The following is a 19,205-nucleotide window of genomic DNA, read 5'->3' on the forward strand; positions in this document are numbered from 1 at the left end:
CCCGTGACCGCGCCGACACACGGACCGCTCGACGCGGAGCACCTGACTTCCGCCCTGCACCGGACCCTCGGCCCACCTGGGCACACGGCCGGACCGGACCGGCGGTGCGATCCGGAGTGCGGTTTCCTGGACCGGGGGCGGGGCCCGGGGCTCACGGATCACTCCGGCTCGACCGGCCGGCGTCCCGCCCCCACTCCCCGCCGGCCCGTCCATCCGTCCCACCAGAAAGCCCTCCACCGTGCTCGTCAGCCGCTCCATCGCCCTGTTCGTCGTCGCCGCGCTGTTCGAGATCGGGGGCGCCTGGCTGGTCTGGCAGGGCCTGCGGGAGCACCGGGGCTGGGTATGGGTCGGGGCCGGCGTCGTCGCCCTCGGCCTGTACGGCGTGGTCGCCACCTTCCAGAGCGACGGCAACTTCGGCCGCATCCTGGCGGCGTACGGTGGCGTGTTCGTCGCCGGGTCGATCGCCTGGGGCATGGTCGCCGACGGCTACCGCCCGGACCGCTTCGACGTCGTCGGAGCCCTGGTCTGCCTGGCGGGCATGGCCCTGATCATGTACGCGCCGCGCGGCCACTGAAGCCGGACCGTGCCCCACTTCCGCCGACGCGGCCTGCGGGCGTCGGGCGTCGGGCGTCGGGCGTCGGGCGTCGGGCGTCGGGCGTCGGGCGTCGGGCGTCGGGCGTCGACGATCGGCCTACCGGCCGCCGTCGCTCAGCGCGCGACCGAGTGCCGCCCGGCCCGCCGGCCCCCAGGACGGCTTGCCGCCGGGGAGCCCCCGCTCCCCGTTGTGGCCCATGAGCATGAGGAAGAGGCTTTTCAGCGCGGCCAGTCCACGGGCGCGCCGGATCGTCGCGCCGTCGGCGTGCGCGTACGCGTCGAAGAACCGTGTGGCGGCGCCTTCGGGGAGGACGACCCAGGCGGCCGCGAGGTCCCACGCCGGATCCCCGGCGAACAGGTCCCCGAAGTCGATCACCCCCGAGAGCGTCCCGCCCGACACGACGACGTTCGCGGGGTGGAGGTCGCCGTGCACCCAGACCGGCGGACCTTCCCACGCGGGGGCGGCGACCGCGTCGTCCCAGACAGCCCGGACCTCGTCGGCCCTCACGCCGTCGGCCCTCACGCCGTCGGCCCTGACCTCGTCGGCCCGGACCTCGTCGGCCTTGACGCCGAGGGCGACCGACCGGATCAGACGGTCGAAGCCTTCGGTGTACGCGCCCGGGTGAGCGCCTCGGTCCACCACGCCCGGCGCCTCGGCGGGCGCCGCCACGTGGAGCGCCCTCAGGAAGTCCGCCAGGGTGTCCGCCGCGTGGTCGGCACGGCTGATCGAGGTGCGGTCCAGCGGCTCGCCGGGGACCCACGTCATGACCGTCCACCGCTTGGGGAAGCGTGCGGACGGCTTCCCCACCCGCACCGGGCGCGGTACGGGGATCGGCAGGCGCGGAGCGAGGTGGGGCAGCCAGCGGCACTCCTTGCGCTGGAGTTCCGGAGCCCGCTCCGTACGCGGCAGGCGTACGGCCAGTTCGTCACCGAGGCGCCACTGCTGGTTGTCCCAGCCGCCCGCGACCTCGCGGACGGGCAGTTCGGCGAGGTCCGGATGCTGCTCCCGGAGCAGGTCGCGGACGAGGTCCGCCGTGATCTCGATCCCGGCGGCGGCGGAGTCGCTCATGCCGGGCAACGGTACCGGTGCCACCCCACCGGTCAGTCGAGGCAGAATTCGTTGCCCTCGATGTCCTGCATCACCAGGCAGGACTCGTTCTCCTCATCGGCGAGGAGCAGACGTACGCGCTGCGCACCGAGCGGCAGAAGCCGCGCGCACTCGGCCTCCAGTGCGGCGAGGCGCTCCTCCCCCACGAGCCCCGTGCCGACCCGCACGCACAGATGCACCCGGTTCTTGACGACCTTGGCCTCGGGAACGCGCTGGAAGTACATCCGCGGGCCCACCCCCGTGGGGTCCTGGCAGACGAACCCAGCGTCCCGCTTCTCCGGCGGCAGGGACAGGTCATAGGCGTCCCACGTGGCGAACCCCTCGGGCGGCGGCGGTACGACGTACCCCAACACCTCGCACCAGAAACGGGCGACGCGCATGGGTGACGCGCAGTCAAAAGTGACCTGGACCTGCCTGATCGACGACATGGGACCACCGTAGGGGCGTGCCCCGCGCCGGGCACGCGGTTTTCCCGTCGCCCCGGTCACCCCTGGCATCCCGGTCACCCCGGTCACCTCGCGAGGCGCCGTGCGGACCGCCTGGAAAAAGAGATGAAATCACCGGAAGGCCCTGAAAAGATCACACCCGCACCTACCCCGTGCCCGACGCCCCGACCACCCCGGAGATACTTCCATCGTGCCCCGCACCAGCGCCGTTTCGCTGATCCGCTCCCGCTCCCTTTCCGCCGTCGCCGAGTACGCCTACGCGGCCACGGCGCCCGCCGGGTCCCGGCTGATCTTCCTCGCCGGTTCGTGTCCACTGGACGAGCACGGCAACACCGTGGCCGTCGGGGACTTCGCCGGCCAGGCGGCCCGGGCCGTGGCGAACCTGCGGACCGCGCTCGCCGACGCCGGCGCCTCGATCGAGGACGTCATCAGCACCAGAGTCCTCGTGGCGTCCGCCCGGCAGCAGGATCTCGTGTCCGCCTGGGAGGTGGTCCGGGACGCGTTCGGCGACCACGACGTACCCAGCACCCTGATGGGCGTCACCGTGCTCGGTTACGACGACCAGCTCGTCGAGATCGAAGCAGTGGCCGCCGTCCTGGACGAGCGGGAGCCCGAAGGGCCGGTCTGCCCTCCGTCGGCGCCCTGACGAGGTGAGACCCGTCGCTCTCTCGCCCGGAGCCGGGTGAGAGGGCGACGCCCAAGCCGCCGCCGTGCAGGCGGACGGTCGGCGTGGGGACCGTCCGGCGCCCCGTCCACCTCGGTCATCACCGTTACTCTCGCCCCGTTCCCGACGGCTTCGCCGTCCGCGCGCGCCCCGCTCCCCCGAGCGCGGCCGGGCAGGACGGGCGCAGGCACCAGGCCCCGCCCCGTCGCGGATGGGCCCCGGACCCGACTCCCCGTACGGACGCGCCGGCCGCGCCATGGCGTCCCGCGCGGGCGACGATGGGGAGACCCGGCCCCGCGGGGCCGGTACGCACCTGTCACTCGAACGGCACACCCCCACAGCATTCTCATCTCATATCTGAGATAGCCTGCCGTCATGTCAGACGACTACCTCGTACGTATCGGCAAGCTCATCCGTGACGCCCGTCAGCATCGGGGCTGGACACAGACGCAGTTGGCCGAGGCTCTCGGCACCAGCCAGAGTGCCGTCAACCGCATCGAGCGCGGCAATCAGAACATCAGTCTTGAGATGATCGCCCGCATCGGTGAGGCCCTGGACAGCGAGATCGTGTCCCTCGGGTACGCCGGCCCCATGCATCTGCGGGTCGTCGGCGGCCGCCGCCTCTCCGGGGCCATCGACGTCAAGACCAGCAAGAACGCCTGCGTGGCGCTGCTGTGCGCCTCACTCCTCAACCAGGGGCGTACGGTCCTGCGCCGGGTGGCCCGGATCGAGGAGGTGTTCCGGCTCCTGGAGGTGCTGAACTCCATCGGGGTGCGCACCCGCTGGGTCAACGACGGCGTAGACCTGGAGATCGTGCCGCCCGCGCAGCTGGACCTGGCGGCGATCGACGCCGACGCCGCGCGCCGGACCCGCTCGATCATCATGTTCCTGGGCCCGCTGCTGCACCGCACCGAGCAGTTCACCCTGCCGTACGCGGGCGGCTGCGACCTGGGCACCCGCACGATCGAGCCGCACATGATCGCACTGCGCCGCTTCGGCCTGGAGATCGCCGCCACCGAAGGGCTGTACCACGCCCAGGTCGACCGCGCGGTCGCCCCGGACCGCCCGATCGTGCTGACCGAGCGCGGCGACACGGTGACCGAGAACGCCCTGCTGGCCGCCGCCCGCCACGACGGCACGACCGTCATCCGCAACGCCTCGTCCAACTACATGGTCCAGGACCTGTGCTTCTTCCTGGAGGCCCTGGGCGTACGGGTCGACGGGGTCGGCACGACGACGCTCACCGTGCACGGGGTCCCGCAGATCGACGTGGACGTGGACTACTCCCCGTCGGAGGACCCGGTCGAGGCGATGAGCCTGCTGGCCGCCGCGGTGGTGACCGAGTCCGAACTCACCATCCGCCGGGTCCCGATCGAGTTCCTGGAGATCGAGCTCGCCGTCCTGGAGGAGATGGGCGTCGACTGCGACCGCACCCCGGAGTACGCGGCCGACAACGCCCGCACCCGCCTGGTGGACCTGACGGTGCGGCCCTCCAAGCTGGAGGCCCCGATCGACAAGATCCACCCGATGCCGTTCCCCGGCCTCAACATCGACAACGTCCCGTTCTTCGCGGCGATCGCCGCCGCGGCGCACGGCCAGACCCTGATCCACGACTGGGTCTACGACAACCGCGCGATCTACCTCACCGACCTCAACCGCCTGGGTGGTCGCCTGCAACTCCTCGACCCCCACCGGGTCCTGGTCGAAGGCCCCACCCGCTGGCGCGCCGCCGAGATGATGTGCCCGCCCGCCCTGCGGCCCGCCGTGGTGGTCCTGCTGGCGATGATGGCGGCCGAAGGCACCTCCGTACTCCGCAACGTCTATGTGATCAACCGCGGTTACGAGGAGCTGGCGGAGCGGCTCAACTCGGTGGGCGCGCAGATCGAGATCTTCCGGGACATCTGACGGGCAGGGTGTTGTGCCCCTTGAGCTCAGGGGGCACAGCACCGCGGCATGCCATCTGAGCTGCGAATACTCGCCTCCACAGCCCGTCACTGATCACTGTTGTTTTTCAGCGCCTTGCGCAACACATGTGCAAGATGATCTCGGCCAGTCGACGATGCGTCAGGCCAACCTGAGCAGCCGTCAGCCTTCACGCAGAGTCGTCACCGAAGCAACCTCGCAGCGTTCGTCCCAGGGCGTCGAGGCTCGTGCCAGGGTTGCCCCATGACGCCGACGATCCCCGCGCACGTCCCCGACAAGCCGCCACTCACCTACGCCGACAGCTTCGACATACCGGTGCTGTTTCGTAACGGGCCTGCGGCCTACGAAAACTACGAGGACAGGGTCTCCGTCATTAAGTACGCCGCTGAGATGGACGGCGTCGCGGACGCCAAGAGCGTCTACGACATCTGGCACTACCCCTCGGGCCGCTGACTCAGAGGCTTTACCAAACCGGCCACCCGCATCGCCGGCCTGTTGCGCAACCTGGTCAAGACCCCGGAATCAGCCGTCCAGGTTCTGAAGGCCGAGTACGACGCGGACCCCGGCGGTCGCGCGTCCGGCTTCTCCGTCCACCCGCTCATCGACGAGCTGCGGGAGGAAGGCGAGTCGTGACCGCCGACCGGGTATTTCACGGAACGTAAGGAGTCGGCGAAGCCGCGTTGATACTCTCCGCGCCATGTCTCACTCAGCAGCGCGGGAGATGCGCTCTCCGATCCTGTCGATCCACCCGTACATTCCAGCGTTCGAGCAGCACGGCAAGGTCATCTGTTCCATGGCCACGAGCGGCGAGTGCGACAACAAGCTCGTCGCGGAAGTGCGCACGGAGTTCCGCGACGGCAGCGTCCATCACTGGCGAGTGTGCGGCGAGTGGCTAACAACCCACCCGTCAGCCATCGCCCACATCGAAGCGAACGGCTTCCAGGAGCCTGCCGCCTCTTGACGGTGGGCGTCGGAGCGCCGCGGTGACGGTTACGTCAGGCGGTAGACGGCCTGACCCGACTCCGGCCTCACGATCAGACCGTCGTCGGCGAGCTCGCGCAGGTTGCGGCGGGCTTCCTTGCCCGCGGCTTCTTCGTCCGTCGGCCGATATCCGGCGACCCGTAGGGCCAGTACGGCGCGTTCCGTGTCCCAGCTGCCACCCAGCGCCTGGATCACAGCAGCAAGCGCCTGCTTATGTGTCAGGGGCTTCTCTGTCATGTCACCCTCCCTTGAAGAGACCGCCACAGCATGGCACGCGACGGCGGGGCTCCTGCCGGCCGGTGCGGCGGACGCCGTCACGCAGGCCCCGAAACGCCCTACACCCCCTGCGGCCATCGCCATTCCAGCATCATGACCCTCATGACCGCCGGTGTGGGGGTATGGGAAGCAGCGGCCCGGTTCGACCGGAGCACAGCCGCCAAGGACGAAGCCGGCACGGAGCAGGAGCGCAAGCAGGTGCTGGCCCAATTCCTCCTGGAGGAGTGGCCCATGCTGTCCCTGGAGCGCTACCCACTGAGCCTGGAGCAATCCAGGGCCCAGGATGACGCACTGCCGGCTCATGGAGTACGGCACCCAGTCCCTGGGTGGTATCAAGGGCGGCAGCGCCGCGAAGCACATCATGTACCACCGCAACTCCGGTGAGTGGGGGCTGGCGGTGCCCCTGCGTGGGATGGAGCCCCAGGCTGTGTGGGAACGTCTTCGGGTCGAGCTTCTCCGGGAACTGACCGCCATTTCGTGGTGACTTCGCGGCCGTGGACGAAGTGGAAAAGTACCCACCCGTCTAGGCACTGTTTCCCGGATCATGTTCTGAGCCAGATGGCGAGGGCTGCGCGTGTGACGATGCCGAGGTGGATGTAGGCGCGTTTGTCGTAGCGGGTGGCGACGGCCCCGAAGCCTTTGAGGCGGTTGATGGTGCGTTCGACGGTGCTGCGTTTCTTGTAGCGCTCGCTGTCGAAGCCGGTGGGTCGACCGCCTCGGGAGCCTCGGTTCTTGCGGTGTCCCTGCTGGTCGAGGCGTTCGGGGATCGTGTGCGGGATGCCGCGTCGTCTCAGGTAGCGGCGGTTTCTGCGGGACGTGTATGCCTTGTCCGCAAGGACACGGTCGGGCCGGGTGCGAGGCCGGCCGACTCCGGTTCGGGGCACCGATACCTGTCCCAGGACCCGCTCGAGCTGGGGTCCATCACCGCAGTGTCCGGGTGTCAGGACGAGGGCGAGGGGTCGGCATCGCCCGTCGGCGACGAGGTGGATCTTGGTGGTGAATCCGCCGCGGGAACGTCCCAGGCGTTCGCCGATCCGACCACCTCCTCCAGGCGGGCGGCCAGTTTCCGCAGTACCGGACCGACCTGGTTCGCCCCCTGCCCGCCCCCCCCTTTCTTGAGGAACAGCGGCCGAAGGAGCCTTTTCGCGCCGGCGGCGTGCTGGTGGGCTCGTACTGCTGTTGAGTCCACCGACACGTCCCAGTCGATCCTGCCCTCGGCATCCTCAGCTGCCTGAACACGGGACAGCAGCATCTGCCAGGTCCCATCGGCCGACCAGCGGCGATGCCGTTTGTAGCGCCGTCTCCCACGGCCCGAACCGCTCCGGCAGATCCCGCCACTGCACACCGGTCCGCACCCGGTAGAGAACCCCGTTGATCACCCGGCGGTGGTCGCTCCATCGACCACCACGCACACCACCAGGAGGTAGGAACGACTCCAGCCGATCCCACTCCGCATTCGTCAGATCCCCACGGCCCATACAGCCAGCCTGGCCCCAACACCCCACCCACGTCAGGAGATCCGAGAAACAGTGCCTAGGTGACCCGACCATGGGGCAGCAAGGGCTGTGGTCTGGCCACGTTGCAGGGGAGGGGCGCGGCGGCATCTCCGGGTCGCCTTCGGGGACGTCAGGCTCGCGGAGGCCTTCATTCCTTTCCTCAACGCCCTCCCTCGGGATACGCACACGCGGCGGCCGGAGAGACGGTCGCCGGGAGCCCGCACGCTGCCACGCTGCCACACCCATGATCGAGAACAAGCCGACTTCACGCGACATCGAAGCCTCCATTGCCCCATGGAAACTGTTTTGGCGTCAACGAAACCGGGCTGAAAGTCAGCTCCGGATTCCGCCATTCCGCGCATTAGAACGCCTGAACAGTCATGGTCGGGCGAAGAAGCGCATGACGAGTCGGGGGAACCATGGAGCAGCACGCGCCCGGAGCAAGACCGGGCTTCCGGAGAATCGACCGTGCTACCCGCCGGGCCGGGATCACCCTGTGCTGGGCCCACGCGACCGCGATGGCCCTGACCGCAGCCGAGGCCCTACGCGATACGGGCACCGCCTGGTGGGCCCTCAGCTGGGGTTTGACCGCCGCTCTGTTCACTGCGTGGGCCCTCCTCCGGGCCTTGCAGAAGAAGCTGTCCCGCAAGGGCGCGTGCGGCAAGGACGGGGAGGCCGGCCCCTGCTCGCCCGAAGAACCCACTTCCTACGATCGCGCCGCGTAGCGTCTTGACAGTGACGAGGCGCCCGTGGCGCCCTCGGCACCAGGCAGCGCCGGTCGGCCCCTGTCGATGGCGGCTCCGACGGTGGCCGGCTCCGTGAGGACCCCTTCGCCCCACCTGAGCCGCTGGCCACGGGCCTGCCGTCATACGCTGCCGCCCTTCCAGCGTGGGCGCCGGGCCAGGGTGAGCGTACGCAGCGCCCACTCCACGGGGCCGTAGGGGTGGCGGGCCAGCCACCAGCGGCTGAGGACCAGTTGGAGGGCGAACAGGGCCAGAGCGGTCAGCGCGACGAGAGCCGGAGGGACCCGCCCCACCAGGGCGGTGCCGTATCCGGTGAAGACGAGGGCCAGGACCAGTGACTGGCCGAGGTAGTTGGTCAGGGCCATCCGGCCGGCCGGGGCGAGGGCCGCCGCCGCGCGTCGGCCCCGGGGGCGCGCCAGTATCCGCAGCACCGTGGCCGCGTAGGCGGCGGCCAGCAGCGGTGCGGTCAGCATGTCCACAGCCACCGCGACAAGCTGGTACGCCGTACCGGAGTACCCATGGCCGGCGTGCGCCCAGAGCAGCCCGCCGGCGGTGCCGGCCGTGAACCCCGCCCACTGCAGGCGGCGCAGGAGCGGAGCGTGTCGGGAGACGTCACTCAGCACCCCCTTCTTGCCTGCCGCCAGACCCAGCAGAAAGGCGGAGAAGGCCGCGGGCGCCTGGAAGAAGGCCAGCATGAAGGCGACGTCCGGCAGTTGGCGCAGATGGGCTCCGATCACCGACGCGGGGTCGCCGCGGAGCGCCTCGGTGGCCTGGCGGCCCTGCTCGGTGACGGCGGCGGTGTCGATGCCGCCGCCCCCGGTGGCGGCGAGCGCCCAGGCCAGCAGCAGGTAGCAGGCCGCCGTCAGGACCGTCAGGACGACCGCGGCGCGTACCGCGGTTCGCGGCCGGATCCGGTGCACGGCGAGCAGAACGAGGCCGAGCACCGCGTACGTGCTGAGGATGTCGCCGGGGAAGAGGAGGACGGCGTGGCAGAGCCCCAGGACCAGCAGTCCGGCGCAGCGCCGCAGGAAGCGGGGGACGAAGGCGGCGCCGCCGCGGTCCGCGGAGGCCAGCTGGAGGGTGAAGCTGTAGCCGAAGAGGAAGGAGAACAGCAGGTAGAACTTGGCCTCGAAGAAGGCCTGGATCGTGAGGCGGACAGCGGTGTCGAGCGCGGAGCCGAAGGCCGGGTCCTCGACTCCGGTGCCGCGGTGCGCCGAGGCCATGAAGGTGATGTTGACCATGAGGATGCCCCAGAGGGCGAAGCCGCGCAGGGCGTCGACGTCCAGGAGGCGGTCCGGAACGGGGGTCCCGGGCGGCGGCCCTGTCGGGGCGCCGGTCGTGGGCCGTACGGTCATCGCCGCTCTCCCCGGTCGTCGAGGGCGGCCAGGAACCGCCGCTGGTCGTCCAGGAACCCGTCGGCGAAGAGCGCCCTCGGTGCGCACAGCGCGGTCAGGGTGAGCCGGAGCGAGGAGTTCTGCACGTCGTGTTCGACCAGGCTGTGGGCGGCGTCCGGATAATGGGCGACGCGCAGCGCGGGCTCGGGCAGGAGCCGGCGGTAGGTGGCCTCGGTCTCGGCGGTGTCCACGTTCACGTCGTGTCCGGCGAGTGCGAGCAGGACGGGTACGCCGCGCAGGGCGGGCAGGTCGGCGGTCGCGTCGGCGGTGTAGTTCCGGGCGGCGAACCGCCAGCGGGCGGCCGTCATGCCCTGCGGGTCGCCGACGGCGCGTACGTACTCCTCGTAGGACGCGCCACGCCCCAGCAGTTCCAGACCGGTCTCGCGTCGGCGCAGGGCGGCGGCGGTCTCGGCCTCGGACGCGCCGTCGCGGCGGAGTTCGGCGAGGAGGTTGTAGCGGCCCTGCCGCTGCCAGTTGACGGCAGGTGAGACGGCGATGGCGAAGCGGATGCCGGGGTCCTGGGCGGCGATCTTGGGCAGCACCCAGCCGGCCTGACTGGCGCCCCACAGGCCGATCCGGCCGCCGTCGATGTCCGGGTGCCGGCGGGCCCAGGCGATGGCGTCGAGGGCTTCCGCGGCCCGGTCGTCCATGGACTGGTCGAGCCAGTTCCCCGGGGCTCCGCCCACGCCCGGCTTGTTCCAGGACAGCGAGGCGTAGCCGGCACGGGCGAAGGACTCCCAGATCGGCCGGTAGAAGGTGTCGTGCGTGGCGTCGACGGGGCCGTCGCCGTGCACGACGACCACGAGGGGGAACGGACCCTTCCCCGTCTCGGGCAGGGCCAGGACGCCCTGCAGGGTCCGGCCGTCCCCTCGCACCGTCACCGGCTGCTCGCGCAGGTCGTAGGTGTGCTGCCAGATCACCAGCCCGCCCAGGCACGCCGCTGTCACCGCGACCGCGGCCAGTATCGCGAGCACGGCCCGCACCACCCGGCGCCCGCGGATGCCGCCCTTTGCCGCCATGTTCCCCCCAAAGACGTAGAACTATCGAATCTCAAACGCTCGTTTCTGATACGACCGTACTATGCTTGTACGCAAAGAGCCAGGAGGGCATCATGGACTCAGCAGTCGTCGTCCGGCGGGGCGTTCCCCGCCACGCCGGACACCAGGTCGCCGCGCTGTACTGGGAGGCGTTCGGGCGCAAGCTCGGGTCCGCCCTGGGCCCGCCGGACCGCGGACGCGCCTTCATCGCCGGCCATCTCCACCACGACCGCGCCGTCGTCGCCCTCGCCGCCGGCGGGGACCGCGTCGTGGGCGTGGCCGGCTACCGGCTCGGCGGCCGCGGCCTGACCGGCGGCGGCGTACGCGACGTGCTCACCGCCTACGGGCTCTTCCGGGGCCTGCCCCGGCTCGCCGTGCTGGCCCTGCTCGAACGGACTCCGGAGCGGGGGGAACTGGTCATGGACGGCATCGCCGTCGACCCCGCCCACCGCGGCACGGGGATCGGCAGCATGCTGCTGACCGAGATCGCGGCCGTCGCCGCCGAACACGGCTGCTCGCGGATCCGCCTGGACGTCATCGACGTCAACCCGCGTGCCCGCGCCCTGTACGAGCGGCACGGCTTCACCGCCGAACGCACCGAGCAGACCCCGTACCTCAGGGGCCTCATGGGGTTCGGCGCCGTGACTACCATGCATCGCGCCCTTCCGGACCGCACGGACGACGGCACACCCGGTGACAGCTTGGAGCAGCAGCGATGACGAGCACGCCCGCGGGCACCCCGGAGACGGAGCCCGCGCCGCCCGCGATCAGCACCCGGACCCTCGTGTTCGCCCTCGTCCGCGAGGACGGCACCGTGCACGCGGACGAGCTGTACTCCGTCGCCGAGGCGATCGGCATGACCGACCAGCAGGTCCGGCTGTGCGTCAAACGGCTGGTCGCCGAGGGGCGGTTCACCCAGGAGGGCCGTGGGCGCAGGGCCCGGCTGCACGCCACCACCGACGCGACCGGCTCCATCGCACCGGACGTCGAGTACGTACGCCACGCCTACCGGCAGGACCAGGGGCTCGCCCCCTGGAACGGAACCTGGCACCTGTTCGCCTTCGCCATCCCCGAGAGCGCCCGGCAGGCCCGCGACACCCTGCGCGACACCCTGCTCCATCTCGGTGCGGCCCCCCTCCAGGGCGGCCTCTACGTCTGCGCCAACGACGTCGCCGACATCGCCGAGGCCCACGCCCGCCACCTCGGCGTCCTCCCCTCCCTCACCCGGCTGACCAGCCGGGATCTGCGCGTGGGCGAGGAGAGCGACCCCGTCCGGCTGGCCGCGCTGCTGTGGCCGCTGCCGGCGATCGCGGAGCGCCACGAAGCGCTCGCGGCGCTCGCCGAGGACCGTCTGGCCAGGCTGTCCGGCCCCGCCGCCCCGCCCACCCCGACCGAACGGCTGACGTACGCCGTCGAACTGGCATCGGCCTTCACCACCGCGATGGCGCCCGACCCGCTGCTCCCCGCCGAGCTGCTCCCCCAGCCCTGGCCCGGCGCCCGCGCCCGCGCCCTGGCGGCACGGTGCTGGGACGCCCTCGCGACGGAGGAGGACGAAGCCGCGGACCGGCTACGGCTGTTCAGCCTCTACGACCACGCTGTCCGGCCGCCCGAGCCCGACGCTCCCCCGAGGCCCGAACGGGGAGCGAGCTGAGCCGGTGGGGGTGCGGAAGCCGGCTGACGTCGTTCGGCCGGGCGGCTGCCCCGCCCCGGGGGAGCCGCACCCAGCGCCCCGTGTCGCGGGTCCGGGACACGGGGCGCTGCGCGTGGTGCGGTCACCGTCGGATGCGGGGCCCCGTCGTGACGGGACGGGAACGAGGCCGCGCCCCCCAGCGTCGTCGCCCACGGTGCGCGGCAAGGTGCGGTCCCGGTACGGGGAACAGCTCCCGGACGCCGGGACAACACTCGATGGACACGGTCCGTCCGGTGAGGGAACCGGGTGAGGACCGGAACCGGGCACCGGGCGCCGGCGCACGCCGCGGCGCGGGTCTCGGGCCCCCGGAATCCGCCATTGACCGCGCAGCTCCAGCGCCCGCGAGGGCGGCACGCGACGACTCTCCGTGCCCACATCACACCATGGCGTTATGGTGCGGGAACGCCTCTTCACAGCCTCATGTGAAGGCAGGGGCACAAGACCTTCACCGTACGACCTCTTTCAGCCGCACCGCGGGCTCGGTGCGCATCGGGGTGCTGACGGTGCCCGTGGGCCGTGCCTACGCTCCCGGGTCATGAGACTCACTCGCCCGAGACGCCTCGGTCTCGCCGCATTCATCGCCCTCGCCCTCGCGGTCTTCGGCCTGGCGCCCTCGGCCGCCGCCGCACCGCAGCCGGCCGAGCTGTCGTTCACCACCGACGCCGCCACCACCACGCCCGGCGGCACGGTGAACCTGTCGATGACGATGAAGAACAACCAGACGTACGACATCTGGTTCATCTACCAGTCCATCGACCCCACCTGGCTGACCACCCAGCGCCCCGACCTCAAGTACAGCTTCACCGGCTGCAGTCTGGCCACGGAGACCGGAGCCGTCCCCTGTTCCGGCACCGGGCCGGCGAACCTCGGCGGCAACTACGGCACCACCATCCCGCCCGGCCAGAGCCGTACCGTCACTCTGACCCTGCAGGTCGCCGCCGACTCCGGCTGCAACGGCAACATCGGCTTCTACTCGTACTTCTACGCGGAGTTCAGCGACAGCACCAGCCTGAGCGGCGGCCCGGTCTTCACACCCGAAACCCGCGTCCTGTGCGCCTGACCGCCCCCGTACGCGTCCCGCGGAGCGCTCACCCGCGTTGAACGGGGCTCCACGGACGAAGGCGGCGGCCGGCCCTGCTCCACGCCGGCCGCCGTCGGCGCGTCGGCCTCAACGTGACGTGATACGCCTGCCCACCGACCGGGTTTTCGGCCAGGCCCAGCAGTCTTCCCCCGCCGGGGTGGTCCAGCGGTCCGCGTTCCGCCGGTCGCCTTCCGCAGCAGCACAGAGGCCTGCGAGGTGCTCCCGGCCCCGGGTTCGGGAGCCCCGCGACCGCTACGGGCGGTCACCTTGCCGTCCTGATGGCCACGCATGATTTTCCGTCAAGTTTCCCGACAGTCACACAATAACTCCACATCGCCCCCACCATGTGTCTCGACGGAAACGCCAACGACCGCCGCCGCAGAGGGGTGGCGTGGTCATGGGGTGGGGCAGGCTCCGACAGGAGCCCGATCTCCCCTGCCCCGGGGAGGGATTCCACCGCATGAAGCGGACCATTCGCACCACCGCACTCGTTGTGGGCACGCTGCTGGCGACGGTCGGGTTACCCACGGCCTCCGCCCAGGCGGACGATCCGGCACCGCGCGTCGATCTGCGCGTGCTCGTCGTGAGCGACGGGGGGCCGTCCACCGACGCCATCGCCGCCGAACTGGAGAGCGCCGGGACCCCGTACACCGAGGTCGATCTGGAGGACACCGGCCGGCCCGTGATCGACGCCGGCTTCCTCGCCGACACCGTCGACGGCCGGCCGCGCGCGAAGTACCAGGCCGTCGTCCTGCCCAACGACAACCCGTTTCCGACGGGCTCCGCCGAGATGGCGGCCATCGTGGCCTACGAGCAGACGTACGCGATTCCCCAGGTCGACGCCTACACCTACGCGCGTCCGCAGGTGGGGCTCAACGCGGCGGTCGGCACGGGCTACGCCGGTAGCGTCGACGGAGTGCGCGCCGAGGTGACGCAGGCCGGCAAGGCCGGGCCCTTCGGATATCTGGAGGGCACTGTCCCCTTCGAGGACAACTCCCCCACCGTGAACGAGTCCTACGCCTACCTCTCGACGCCGGTGGCGGGCGCGGACTTCACCCCCTACGTCCAGGCCGCCATTCCGGGGAGACCGACGATGGGCTCCCTGGTGGGTGAGTACCGGCACGACGGTCGGCGCGAGCTCGTCGTCACCTTCGTCTACAACCGCTACCAGCAGCAGTACCGGCTGCTGGCCCGGGGCATCGTGGCGTGGATGACCGGCGGGGTGCACCTCGGCGCCGACCGCAACTACTTCGCGGTCCACGTCGACGACGTCCTGGCCGCCGACGACCGCTGGGACACCGAGCTCAACTGCACGCCCGGCGACGTGGACTGCCAGCCGGGCGAAGGCACCCCGAACCCGATCCGCATGGTCCCGGCCGACGTCGACCGCGCCACCGCCTGGCAGGACGACCGGGACTTCACCCTCGACTTCGCCTACAACGCCTCCGGCACCGTCGACCACCGCGAGGACCACGGCGGTCAGGACCCCCTCGCCGACAAACTCGTCGCCGACCGGGGCCGGTTCCGCTGGATCAACCACACGTACACCCACGCCTTCCTGGGGTGCGTACAGGACACCAGCGTGGTGCCGTGGAAGTGCGCGACGAACCCGGACGGGTCCACCCGGTGGGTCAGCCGGAACGACATCGCCGACGAGATCGCGACCAACGAGGCGTGGGGCGTGGCGGCCGGACTCCCGCTCAGCCGGGACGAGTTGGTCACCGGCGAGCACTCCGGTCTGAAGGTGACCCCGCAGCAGCCGGAGGACAACCCCCATCTGGGGCCCGCCCTCACCGACACGGGCATCCGCTGGCTGGGCTCGGACAACTCCCGCGACCCCGTGCAGCGCCGGGTCGGAACGGCCACGACCGTCTCCCGCTACCCGATGAACATCTTCTACAACGCCGGCCGGGAAGCCGAACAGGTCGACGAGTACAACTGGATCTACACCGCCCGCGCCCAGGGCGGCAGCGGGATCTGCGAGGACAACCCCGCCACCTCCACCTGCCTGGCCGCGCCGCTGGACACCGCCACCGGCTACGCCGAGCACATCGTCCCGCTGGAGACCCGGATCGCCCTGGGGCACGTCCTCGCCAACGACCCCAAGCCCCACTTCATCCACCAGTCGAACCTCGCCGAGGACCGCATCGCCTATCCGGTGCTCGACGGCGTACTCGGCGGCTACGACGAGCTGTTCGCCGCCGACACCCCCGTGGTGAATCTCCGCATGAAGGACATCGGGGTCGAGATGCAGCGCCGGGCAGCCTGGCGAGCCGCCCTCGACGCGGGCCAGGTCACCGCCTACCGGATCGGCGACAGTGTGACCGTGCGGGCGCCCGAGGGCGTGGCGATCACGGCCACGATGCCCACCGGCACCCGGCACGACTCCACCGGCTTCGGGGCTCCCTACGCGGGTGCGGTCTCCGGCTGGGCCTTTGCCGAGGGCCTGCCCTACACCCTGGACCTGCCCGTGTCGGCGGGTACGGCGGCCGAGGGGGACGGGTCCGGGACACCCGCCCCCACCCTCGCCCCGACGAACGCCGCGCCGCGGACCGAAGTGCCTTCCGGCGTCGAGGAACAGGTCCCCTACGGCGCGGAGCGCTGACAGACGTACGCCTCCTGTCCCGGTCGCCGGTGCGGCGGCCGGGACGGGCCCGCGACCGCCGGGCCCGACCACCTCACTTTCCGGCCGTGGAGCAGATCGATGTACTTTCCCCACGGCGTGCGACACTCCGGCACGTCGCGCGTCACCCTGCTCACCGAAGGCACCTACCCGCACAGTCATGGCGGTGTGAGCGTCTGGTGCGACCAACTCGTCACCGGCATGCCGGACATCGCGTTCGACGTGGTCGCCGTCACCGGGACCGGCCGCGAGCCGGTCGTCTGGGACGTCCCCGCCAACGTCGGCCGCATCGTCTCCGTCCCCATGTGGGGACCCACCCCCGAGGGGCGGGCACCGCGGGGGCAGCACCACCGGCGGCTCGCCGAGTCCTACGAGCAGTTCGTGACCGGGCTGCTCGACCCGCGCGCGGAGGACGGTTTCGGCCCGGCCCTGTACGCGCTGGCACGGGCCGCCGAGGACGGCGGGCTCAGCCCCTTCCTGCGCGGAGACCGAGCCATCGGCATCCTGACCGCCCTCTGGAACCGGCCGGGCCTCGCGGTCCGCGAGGCCCGGCCGACCCTGCAGGACGCGGTGACCGCGACCACGCTGCTGGAGCACGCCCTGCGGCCGCTGGCCGCACCGTCCCCGGAGACCGGAGTGGCGCACGCGGTCAGCGGTGGCGTGGCGGTCCTGCCGGGCCTCGCGGCGCTGGAACGGCACGGTGTGCCGCTGCTCCTCACCGAGCACGGCGTGTACCTGCGCGAGCGCTACCTCGGATACCGCACCGCCCCCTACCGGTGGCCGGTGAAGGCGCTCCTGCTGGGCTTCTTCCGGCTGCTGGCGGAGGAGACCTACCGGCGGGCCGCCCTGATCACCCCGGGCAACCGCTACAACCGGCTCTGGGAGGAGCACGGGGGCGCCGCGCCCGAGGCGATCCGGACGGTCTACAACGGCGTGGACCCCGCCGCGTTCCCGCCCGCAGGACCGGAACCCGACGCTCCGGTGCTCAGCTGGGCCGGTCGTGTCGACCCGATCAAGGATCTGGAGACCCTGATCCGCGCCTTCGCACGCGTACGGGAGCGGATACCGGAGGCGCGGCTGCGGCTCTTCGGCGGTACGCCGCGCGGCGGGGAGGCCTACCGGGACCGGTGCGAGGCCCTGGCCGCGGAGCTGGGCCAGGCCGCCGCGGTCACCTTCGAGGGCAGGGTCGAGGACATCAGGGACGCGTACGCGGCGGGAAGCGTCGTCATGCTCTCCAGCATCAGCGAGGGCTTCCCCTTCACTCTGATCGAAGCGATGTCCTGCGGGCGGGCGACCGTCTCCACGGATGTGGGCGGTGTCCGGGAGGCAGTCGGGAACACCGGTCTCGTCGTGCCGCCCCGCGACCCCGCAGCGATGGCCGCCGCGGCGCTGGAGCTGCTCGCCGACGCCGGGCGGCGCCACCGGATGGGCGAGGAGGCCCGGCTCAGGGTGATCGAGCAGTTCACCCTCCGGCAGACCATCGACACCTTCCGTTCCATCTACCGGGAACTGTCCGGGTCCGGCGGCCTGCAAGCGCCCCCGGCCGTCGAGGAACAGCTGCTGACGACGGTGGGCAGGCCACCGGTGAGGAGCGCGGCCGGATGAGCGGACCCATGTCGCTGGAACCGGGCGGCGCGGAACAGGACACCCTGGCCCTGCGCCTCGTCGACGACCGTACGCTCGCCCTGCGCCTCGTCGACGAGCGCACGATGGCGCTGCGGATCGCCGGCCCGCGCCCGCCTGTCGCGGAGCTGCCCGGCCACGGGGCACGGGCCGAGGCGGTGGACGAGCTGGCCGCCGCACTCGCGGACCGCATCGCGCCGGCGGTCCACCCCTACGAGGTCGCCGCGCTGCTGGAGTCCGAGGGTCTCACCGGCGACGTGATCCGGGAGAAGTACGGGCACGCCGACCTGTTCTCGCTGGCGACGGCGCTGTACCGGCGCGTGCCGCGGACGTTCCCCGAGCCGCCCCGCCCCGCCGACCCCTGGCGGCCCGACCACGTGCGCTGCGCCATGCGCGGGCTGCTGTTCGCGCTGCCCGGCCTCGCGTACGCGCTCGCCGGGCGGCATCTGCCTCCTGATGGCGTGGTGCGGGCCCTGGTGGTGGCCGGGCTGATCTCGTGGGCCTGGAACCAGGCCCTGGGCCATCGCGCCTATCTGCGCCTGGCGGCCGGGCGGCTGGAGGCGGGACGCACCCTGGCGAAGGGAGCGCCCCTGGGCGCTGCCGCGGCGACCGCCGCGGGCGTCGCTCTCTCGGGATCGGCCGCGACGGCCGTGGCCGTGACGGCGCAGTCGCTCTACCTCGCGGCGGCCGGGGTCCTGCTGGTGCTGGGCCGCGAACGCCTCCTGCTGGCGGTCCTCGTACCGGTCACCGCCTGCGGGACGGCGCTGCTGTGGTGGGAACCGGGGAACGTGCTCCGCGTCGGGGCGCCGCTGCTGTCGCTCCTCGGCGCCGTCGCCGCGGCCGCCTGGGCTCTGCGCGCCACGCGCGCGGTACCGGCCGCGGCCGGTGCCACGCGTCCGCATCTGTGGCCGTCCCTGCCGTACGGCCTTTTCGGACTGGCCGCCGGATCACTCGTGTTCCTGGCGGGCCGGGAGCAGCCCTGGGCCGTGATCGTCCTGACCCTCAGCATGGGGCCGGCCGAGTGGCTGCTGTACCGCTACCGCGGGCTGTCGGTGGCGGCCCTGCGGTCCACGAGGACGCTCGGCGGATTCCGGGCCCGCTCCGCGGCCGTTCTCGCCGGCTGCCTGCTGGTGTACCTCGGCCCGCTGGCTCCGGCGGCGCTGCTCGTGGACGCAGCCCCCGCCACCCTGCTGCTGCTCGCCGCGACGCTGTGGGTCTCCCTGCTGCTTCAGGCGTTCGGCACCGCCTGGCCGCCGGCCGCCGTGTGTCTGAGCGCGGCGGCGTTCTCCGGCGCGGCGATGCTGACCGGAGGCCCGCCGGGCTCCGCGGCGCTGCCGCTGAGCTGCGGGGCCGCCGTCCTCGTTCTCACGGCGGTGACCCTGCGGCAGCTCGGCCGGCCGTCCGCCCACGGCTGACAGGGATCCACCGGCCGCGCACACGCCACAGGCCGCCATCCGGTCCCCCGCCGCCACGGACCGCCACCGCGAGCCGCCCGCCGCCACCGTCCAGCCGAGACCCATCGCCCA

General features: G+C 71.9%; 17 protein-coding genes and 1 pseudogene. 12 read left to right on the forward strand and 6 right to left on the reverse strand.

The features are described 5' to 3' along the window. Positions 1–238 precede the first annotated feature (238 nt). Entirely contained in the window at positions 239–574 is a 336-nt protein-coding gene (locus tag KME66_RS05560) for a YnfA family protein (RefSeq protein WP_216319627.1), read from the forward strand. 117 nt (positions 575–691) lie between these two features. Here KME66_RS05560 and KME66_RS05565 read toward each other — a convergent pair whose 3' ends face one another. Together KME66_RS05565 and KME66_RS05570 are read right to left on the reverse strand one after the other, a co-directional pair. Beyond that, positions 692–1,663 (reverse strand): aminoglycoside phosphotransferase family protein, encoded by a 972-nt coding sequence (locus tag KME66_RS05565; protein WP_216319630.1) that lies wholly within the window; start codon positions 1,661–1,663, stop codon positions 692–694. Between the two features lie 32 nt (positions 1,664–1,695). After that, positions 1,696–2,130: a VOC family protein gene (locus KME66_RS05570; protein WP_073220939.1), complete on the reverse strand. Its 435-nt coding sequence runs from the start codon at positions 2,128–2,130 to the stop codon at positions 1,696–1,698. A 208-nt stretch (positions 2,131–2,338) separates the two neighbouring features. On the opposite strand from KME66_RS05570, the gene KME66_RS05575 reads away from it, so the two are divergent. The 5 genes from KME66_RS05575 to KME66_RS05595 all read left to right on the forward strand — a co-directional run bounded on the left by KME66_RS05575 (position 2,339) and on the right by KME66_RS05595 (position 5,696). Continuing rightward, positions 2,339–2,794 (forward strand): Rid family hydrolase, encoded by a 456-nt coding sequence (locus KME66_RS05575; RefSeq protein WP_216319632.1) that lies wholly within the window; start codon positions 2,339–2,341, stop codon positions 2,792–2,794. A gap of 393 nt (positions 2,795–3,187) precedes the next feature. Next, the gene (locus KME66_RS05580; protein ID WP_216319634.1) at positions 3,188–4,717 is read left to right on the forward strand and encodes a UDP-N-acetylglucosamine 1-carboxyvinyltransferase; all 1,530 of its coding nucleotides are present in this window, start codon (positions 3,188–3,190) and stop codon (positions 4,715–4,717) included. A gap of 261 nt (positions 4,718–4,978) precedes the next feature. After that, complete coding sequence (locus tag KME66_RS05585; protein ID WP_216329809.1) at positions 4,979–5,188, forward strand: hypothetical protein; 210 nt, start codon at positions 4,979–4,981, stop codon at positions 5,186–5,188. A 42-nt stretch (positions 5,189–5,230) separates the two neighbouring features. Further along, positions 5,231–5,368 (forward strand): hypothetical protein, encoded by a 138-nt coding sequence (locus KME66_RS05590; protein WP_216319637.1) that lies wholly within the window; start codon positions 5,231–5,233, stop codon positions 5,366–5,368. 64 nt (positions 5,369–5,432) lie between these two features. After that, entirely contained in the window at positions 5,433–5,696 is a 264-nt protein-coding gene (locus tag KME66_RS05595) for a hypothetical protein (RefSeq protein WP_216319639.1), read from the forward strand. Positions 5,697–5,725: 29 nt separating this feature from the next. On the opposite strand, the gene KME66_RS05600 is transcribed toward KME66_RS05595, so the two are convergent. From KME66_RS05600 to KME66_RS05615, 4 genes and pseudogenes are all read right to left on the reverse strand, one after another. Then, positions 5,726–5,953, reverse strand: coding sequence for a hypothetical protein (locus KME66_RS05600; RefSeq protein ID WP_216319642.1), 228 nt, complete (start codon positions 5,951–5,953; stop codon positions 5,726–5,728). 581 nt (positions 5,954–6,534) lie between these two features. Further along, a pseudogene (locus tag KME66_RS05605) lies at positions 6,535–7,470 on the reverse strand (IS5 family transposase). An 883-nt stretch (positions 7,471–8,353) separates the two neighbouring features. Next, complete coding sequence (locus tag KME66_RS05610; protein ID WP_216319646.1) at positions 8,354–9,586, reverse strand: DUF418 domain-containing protein; 1,233 nt, start codon at positions 9,584–9,586, stop codon at positions 8,354–8,356. Continuing rightward, positions 9,583–10,644 carry a S9 family peptidase gene (locus KME66_RS05615; protein WP_216319649.1) on the reverse strand — a complete coding sequence of 354 codons (1,062 nt, stop codon included), beginning with the start codon at positions 10,642–10,644 and terminating at the stop codon, positions 9,583–9,585. The genes KME66_RS05610 and KME66_RS05615 overlap by 4 nt, the downstream gene beginning before the upstream one ends. Before the next feature lie 92 nt (positions 10,645–10,736). Here KME66_RS05615 and KME66_RS05620 point away from each other — a divergent pair, with 92 nt between their 5' ends. The 6 genes from KME66_RS05620 (at position 10,737) to KME66_RS05645 (ending at position 19,094) form a co-directional block, all read left to right on the forward strand. Further along, entirely contained in the window at positions 10,737–11,381 is a 645-nt protein-coding gene (locus KME66_RS05620) for a GNAT family N-acetyltransferase (RefSeq protein WP_216319652.1), read from the forward strand. Next, positions 11,378–12,313: a PaaX family transcriptional regulator C-terminal domain-containing protein gene (locus tag KME66_RS05625; protein WP_216319655.1), complete on the forward strand. Its 936-nt coding sequence runs from the start codon at positions 11,378–11,380 to the stop codon at positions 12,311–12,313. The genes KME66_RS05620 and KME66_RS05625 overlap by 4 nt, the downstream gene beginning before the upstream one ends. A 574-nt stretch (positions 12,314–12,887) precedes the next feature. Then, positions 12,888–13,412 (forward strand): hypothetical protein, encoded by a 525-nt coding sequence (locus tag KME66_RS05630; RefSeq protein WP_216319657.1) that lies wholly within the window; start codon positions 12,888–12,890, stop codon positions 13,410–13,412. Between the two features lie 481 nt (positions 13,413–13,893). After that, on the forward strand, positions 13,894–16,038 hold the full coding sequence (locus tag KME66_RS05635; protein WP_216319660.1) for a hypothetical protein: 2,145 nt from the start codon (positions 13,894–13,896) through the stop codon (positions 16,036–16,038). A gap of 99 nt (positions 16,039–16,137) precedes the next feature. Then, positions 16,138–17,661: a GT4 family glycosyltransferase PelF gene (gene pelF, locus KME66_RS05640; protein WP_073220910.1), complete on the forward strand. Its 1,524-nt coding sequence runs from the start codon at positions 16,138–16,140 to the stop codon at positions 17,659–17,661. Beyond that, complete coding sequence (locus KME66_RS05645; RefSeq protein WP_216319663.1) at positions 17,658–19,094, forward strand: hypothetical protein; 1,437 nt, start codon at positions 17,658–17,660, stop codon at positions 19,092–19,094. The genes pelF and KME66_RS05645 overlap by 4 nt, the downstream gene beginning before the upstream one ends. Positions 19,095–19,205: the final 111 nt, after the last annotated feature.

This window comes from Streptomyces sp. YPW6, from assembly GCF_018866325.1.
Lineage (GTDB): Bacteria > Actinomycetota > Actinomycetes > Streptomycetales > Streptomycetaceae > Streptomyces.

Excerpts from the sequence above, each read along its gene's own strand:
- pelF (WP_073220910.1), top strand. The coding sequence starts at position 16,138 with ATGTACTTTCCCCACGGCGTGCGACACTCCGGCACGTCGCGCGTCACC.
- KME66_RS05615 (WP_216319649.1), bottom strand. The coding sequence starts at position 10,644 with ATGGCGGCAAAGGGCGGCATCCGCGGGCGCCGGGTGGTGCGGGCCGTG.
- KME66_RS05630 (WP_216319657.1), top strand. The coding sequence starts at position 12,888 with ATGAGACTCACTCGCCCGAGACGCCTCGGTCTCGCCGCATTCATCGCC.
- KME66_RS05610 (WP_216319646.1), bottom strand. The coding sequence starts at position 9,586 with ATGACCGTACGGCCCACGACCGGCGCCCCGACAGGGCCGCCGCCCGGG.
- KME66_RS05580 (WP_216319634.1), top strand. The coding sequence starts at position 3,188 with ATGTCAGACGACTACCTCGTACGTATCGGCAAGCTCATCCGTGACGCC.
- KME66_RS05625 (WP_216319655.1), top strand. The coding sequence starts at position 11,378 with ATGACGAGCACGCCCGCGGGCACCCCGGAGACGGAGCCCGCGCCGCCC.
- KME66_RS05645 (WP_216319663.1), top strand. The coding sequence starts at position 17,658 with ATGAGCGGACCCATGTCGCTGGAACCGGGCGGCGCGGAACAGGACACC.
- KME66_RS05620 (WP_216319652.1), top strand. The coding sequence starts at position 10,737 with ATGGACTCAGCAGTCGTCGTCCGGCGGGGCGTTCCCCGCCACGCCGGA.
- KME66_RS05595 (WP_216319639.1), top strand. The coding sequence starts at position 5,433 with ATGTCTCACTCAGCAGCGCGGGAGATGCGCTCTCCGATCCTGTCGATC.
- KME66_RS05600 (WP_216319642.1), bottom strand. The coding sequence starts at position 5,953 with ATGACAGAGAAGCCCCTGACACATAAGCAGGCGCTTGCTGCTGTGATC.
- KME66_RS05585 (WP_216329809.1), top strand. The coding sequence starts at position 4,979 with ATGACGCCGACGATCCCCGCGCACGTCCCCGACAAGCCGCCACTCACC.
- KME66_RS05570 (WP_073220939.1), bottom strand. The coding sequence starts at position 2,130 with ATGTCGTCGATCAGGCAGGTCCAGGTCACTTTTGACTGCGCGTCACCC.
- KME66_RS05565 (WP_216319630.1), bottom strand. The coding sequence starts at position 1,663 with ATGAGCGACTCCGCCGCCGCCGGGATCGAGATCACGGCGGACCTCGTC.
- KME66_RS05635 (WP_216319660.1), top strand. The coding sequence starts at position 13,894 with ATGAAGCGGACCATTCGCACCACCGCACTCGTTGTGGGCACGCTGCTG.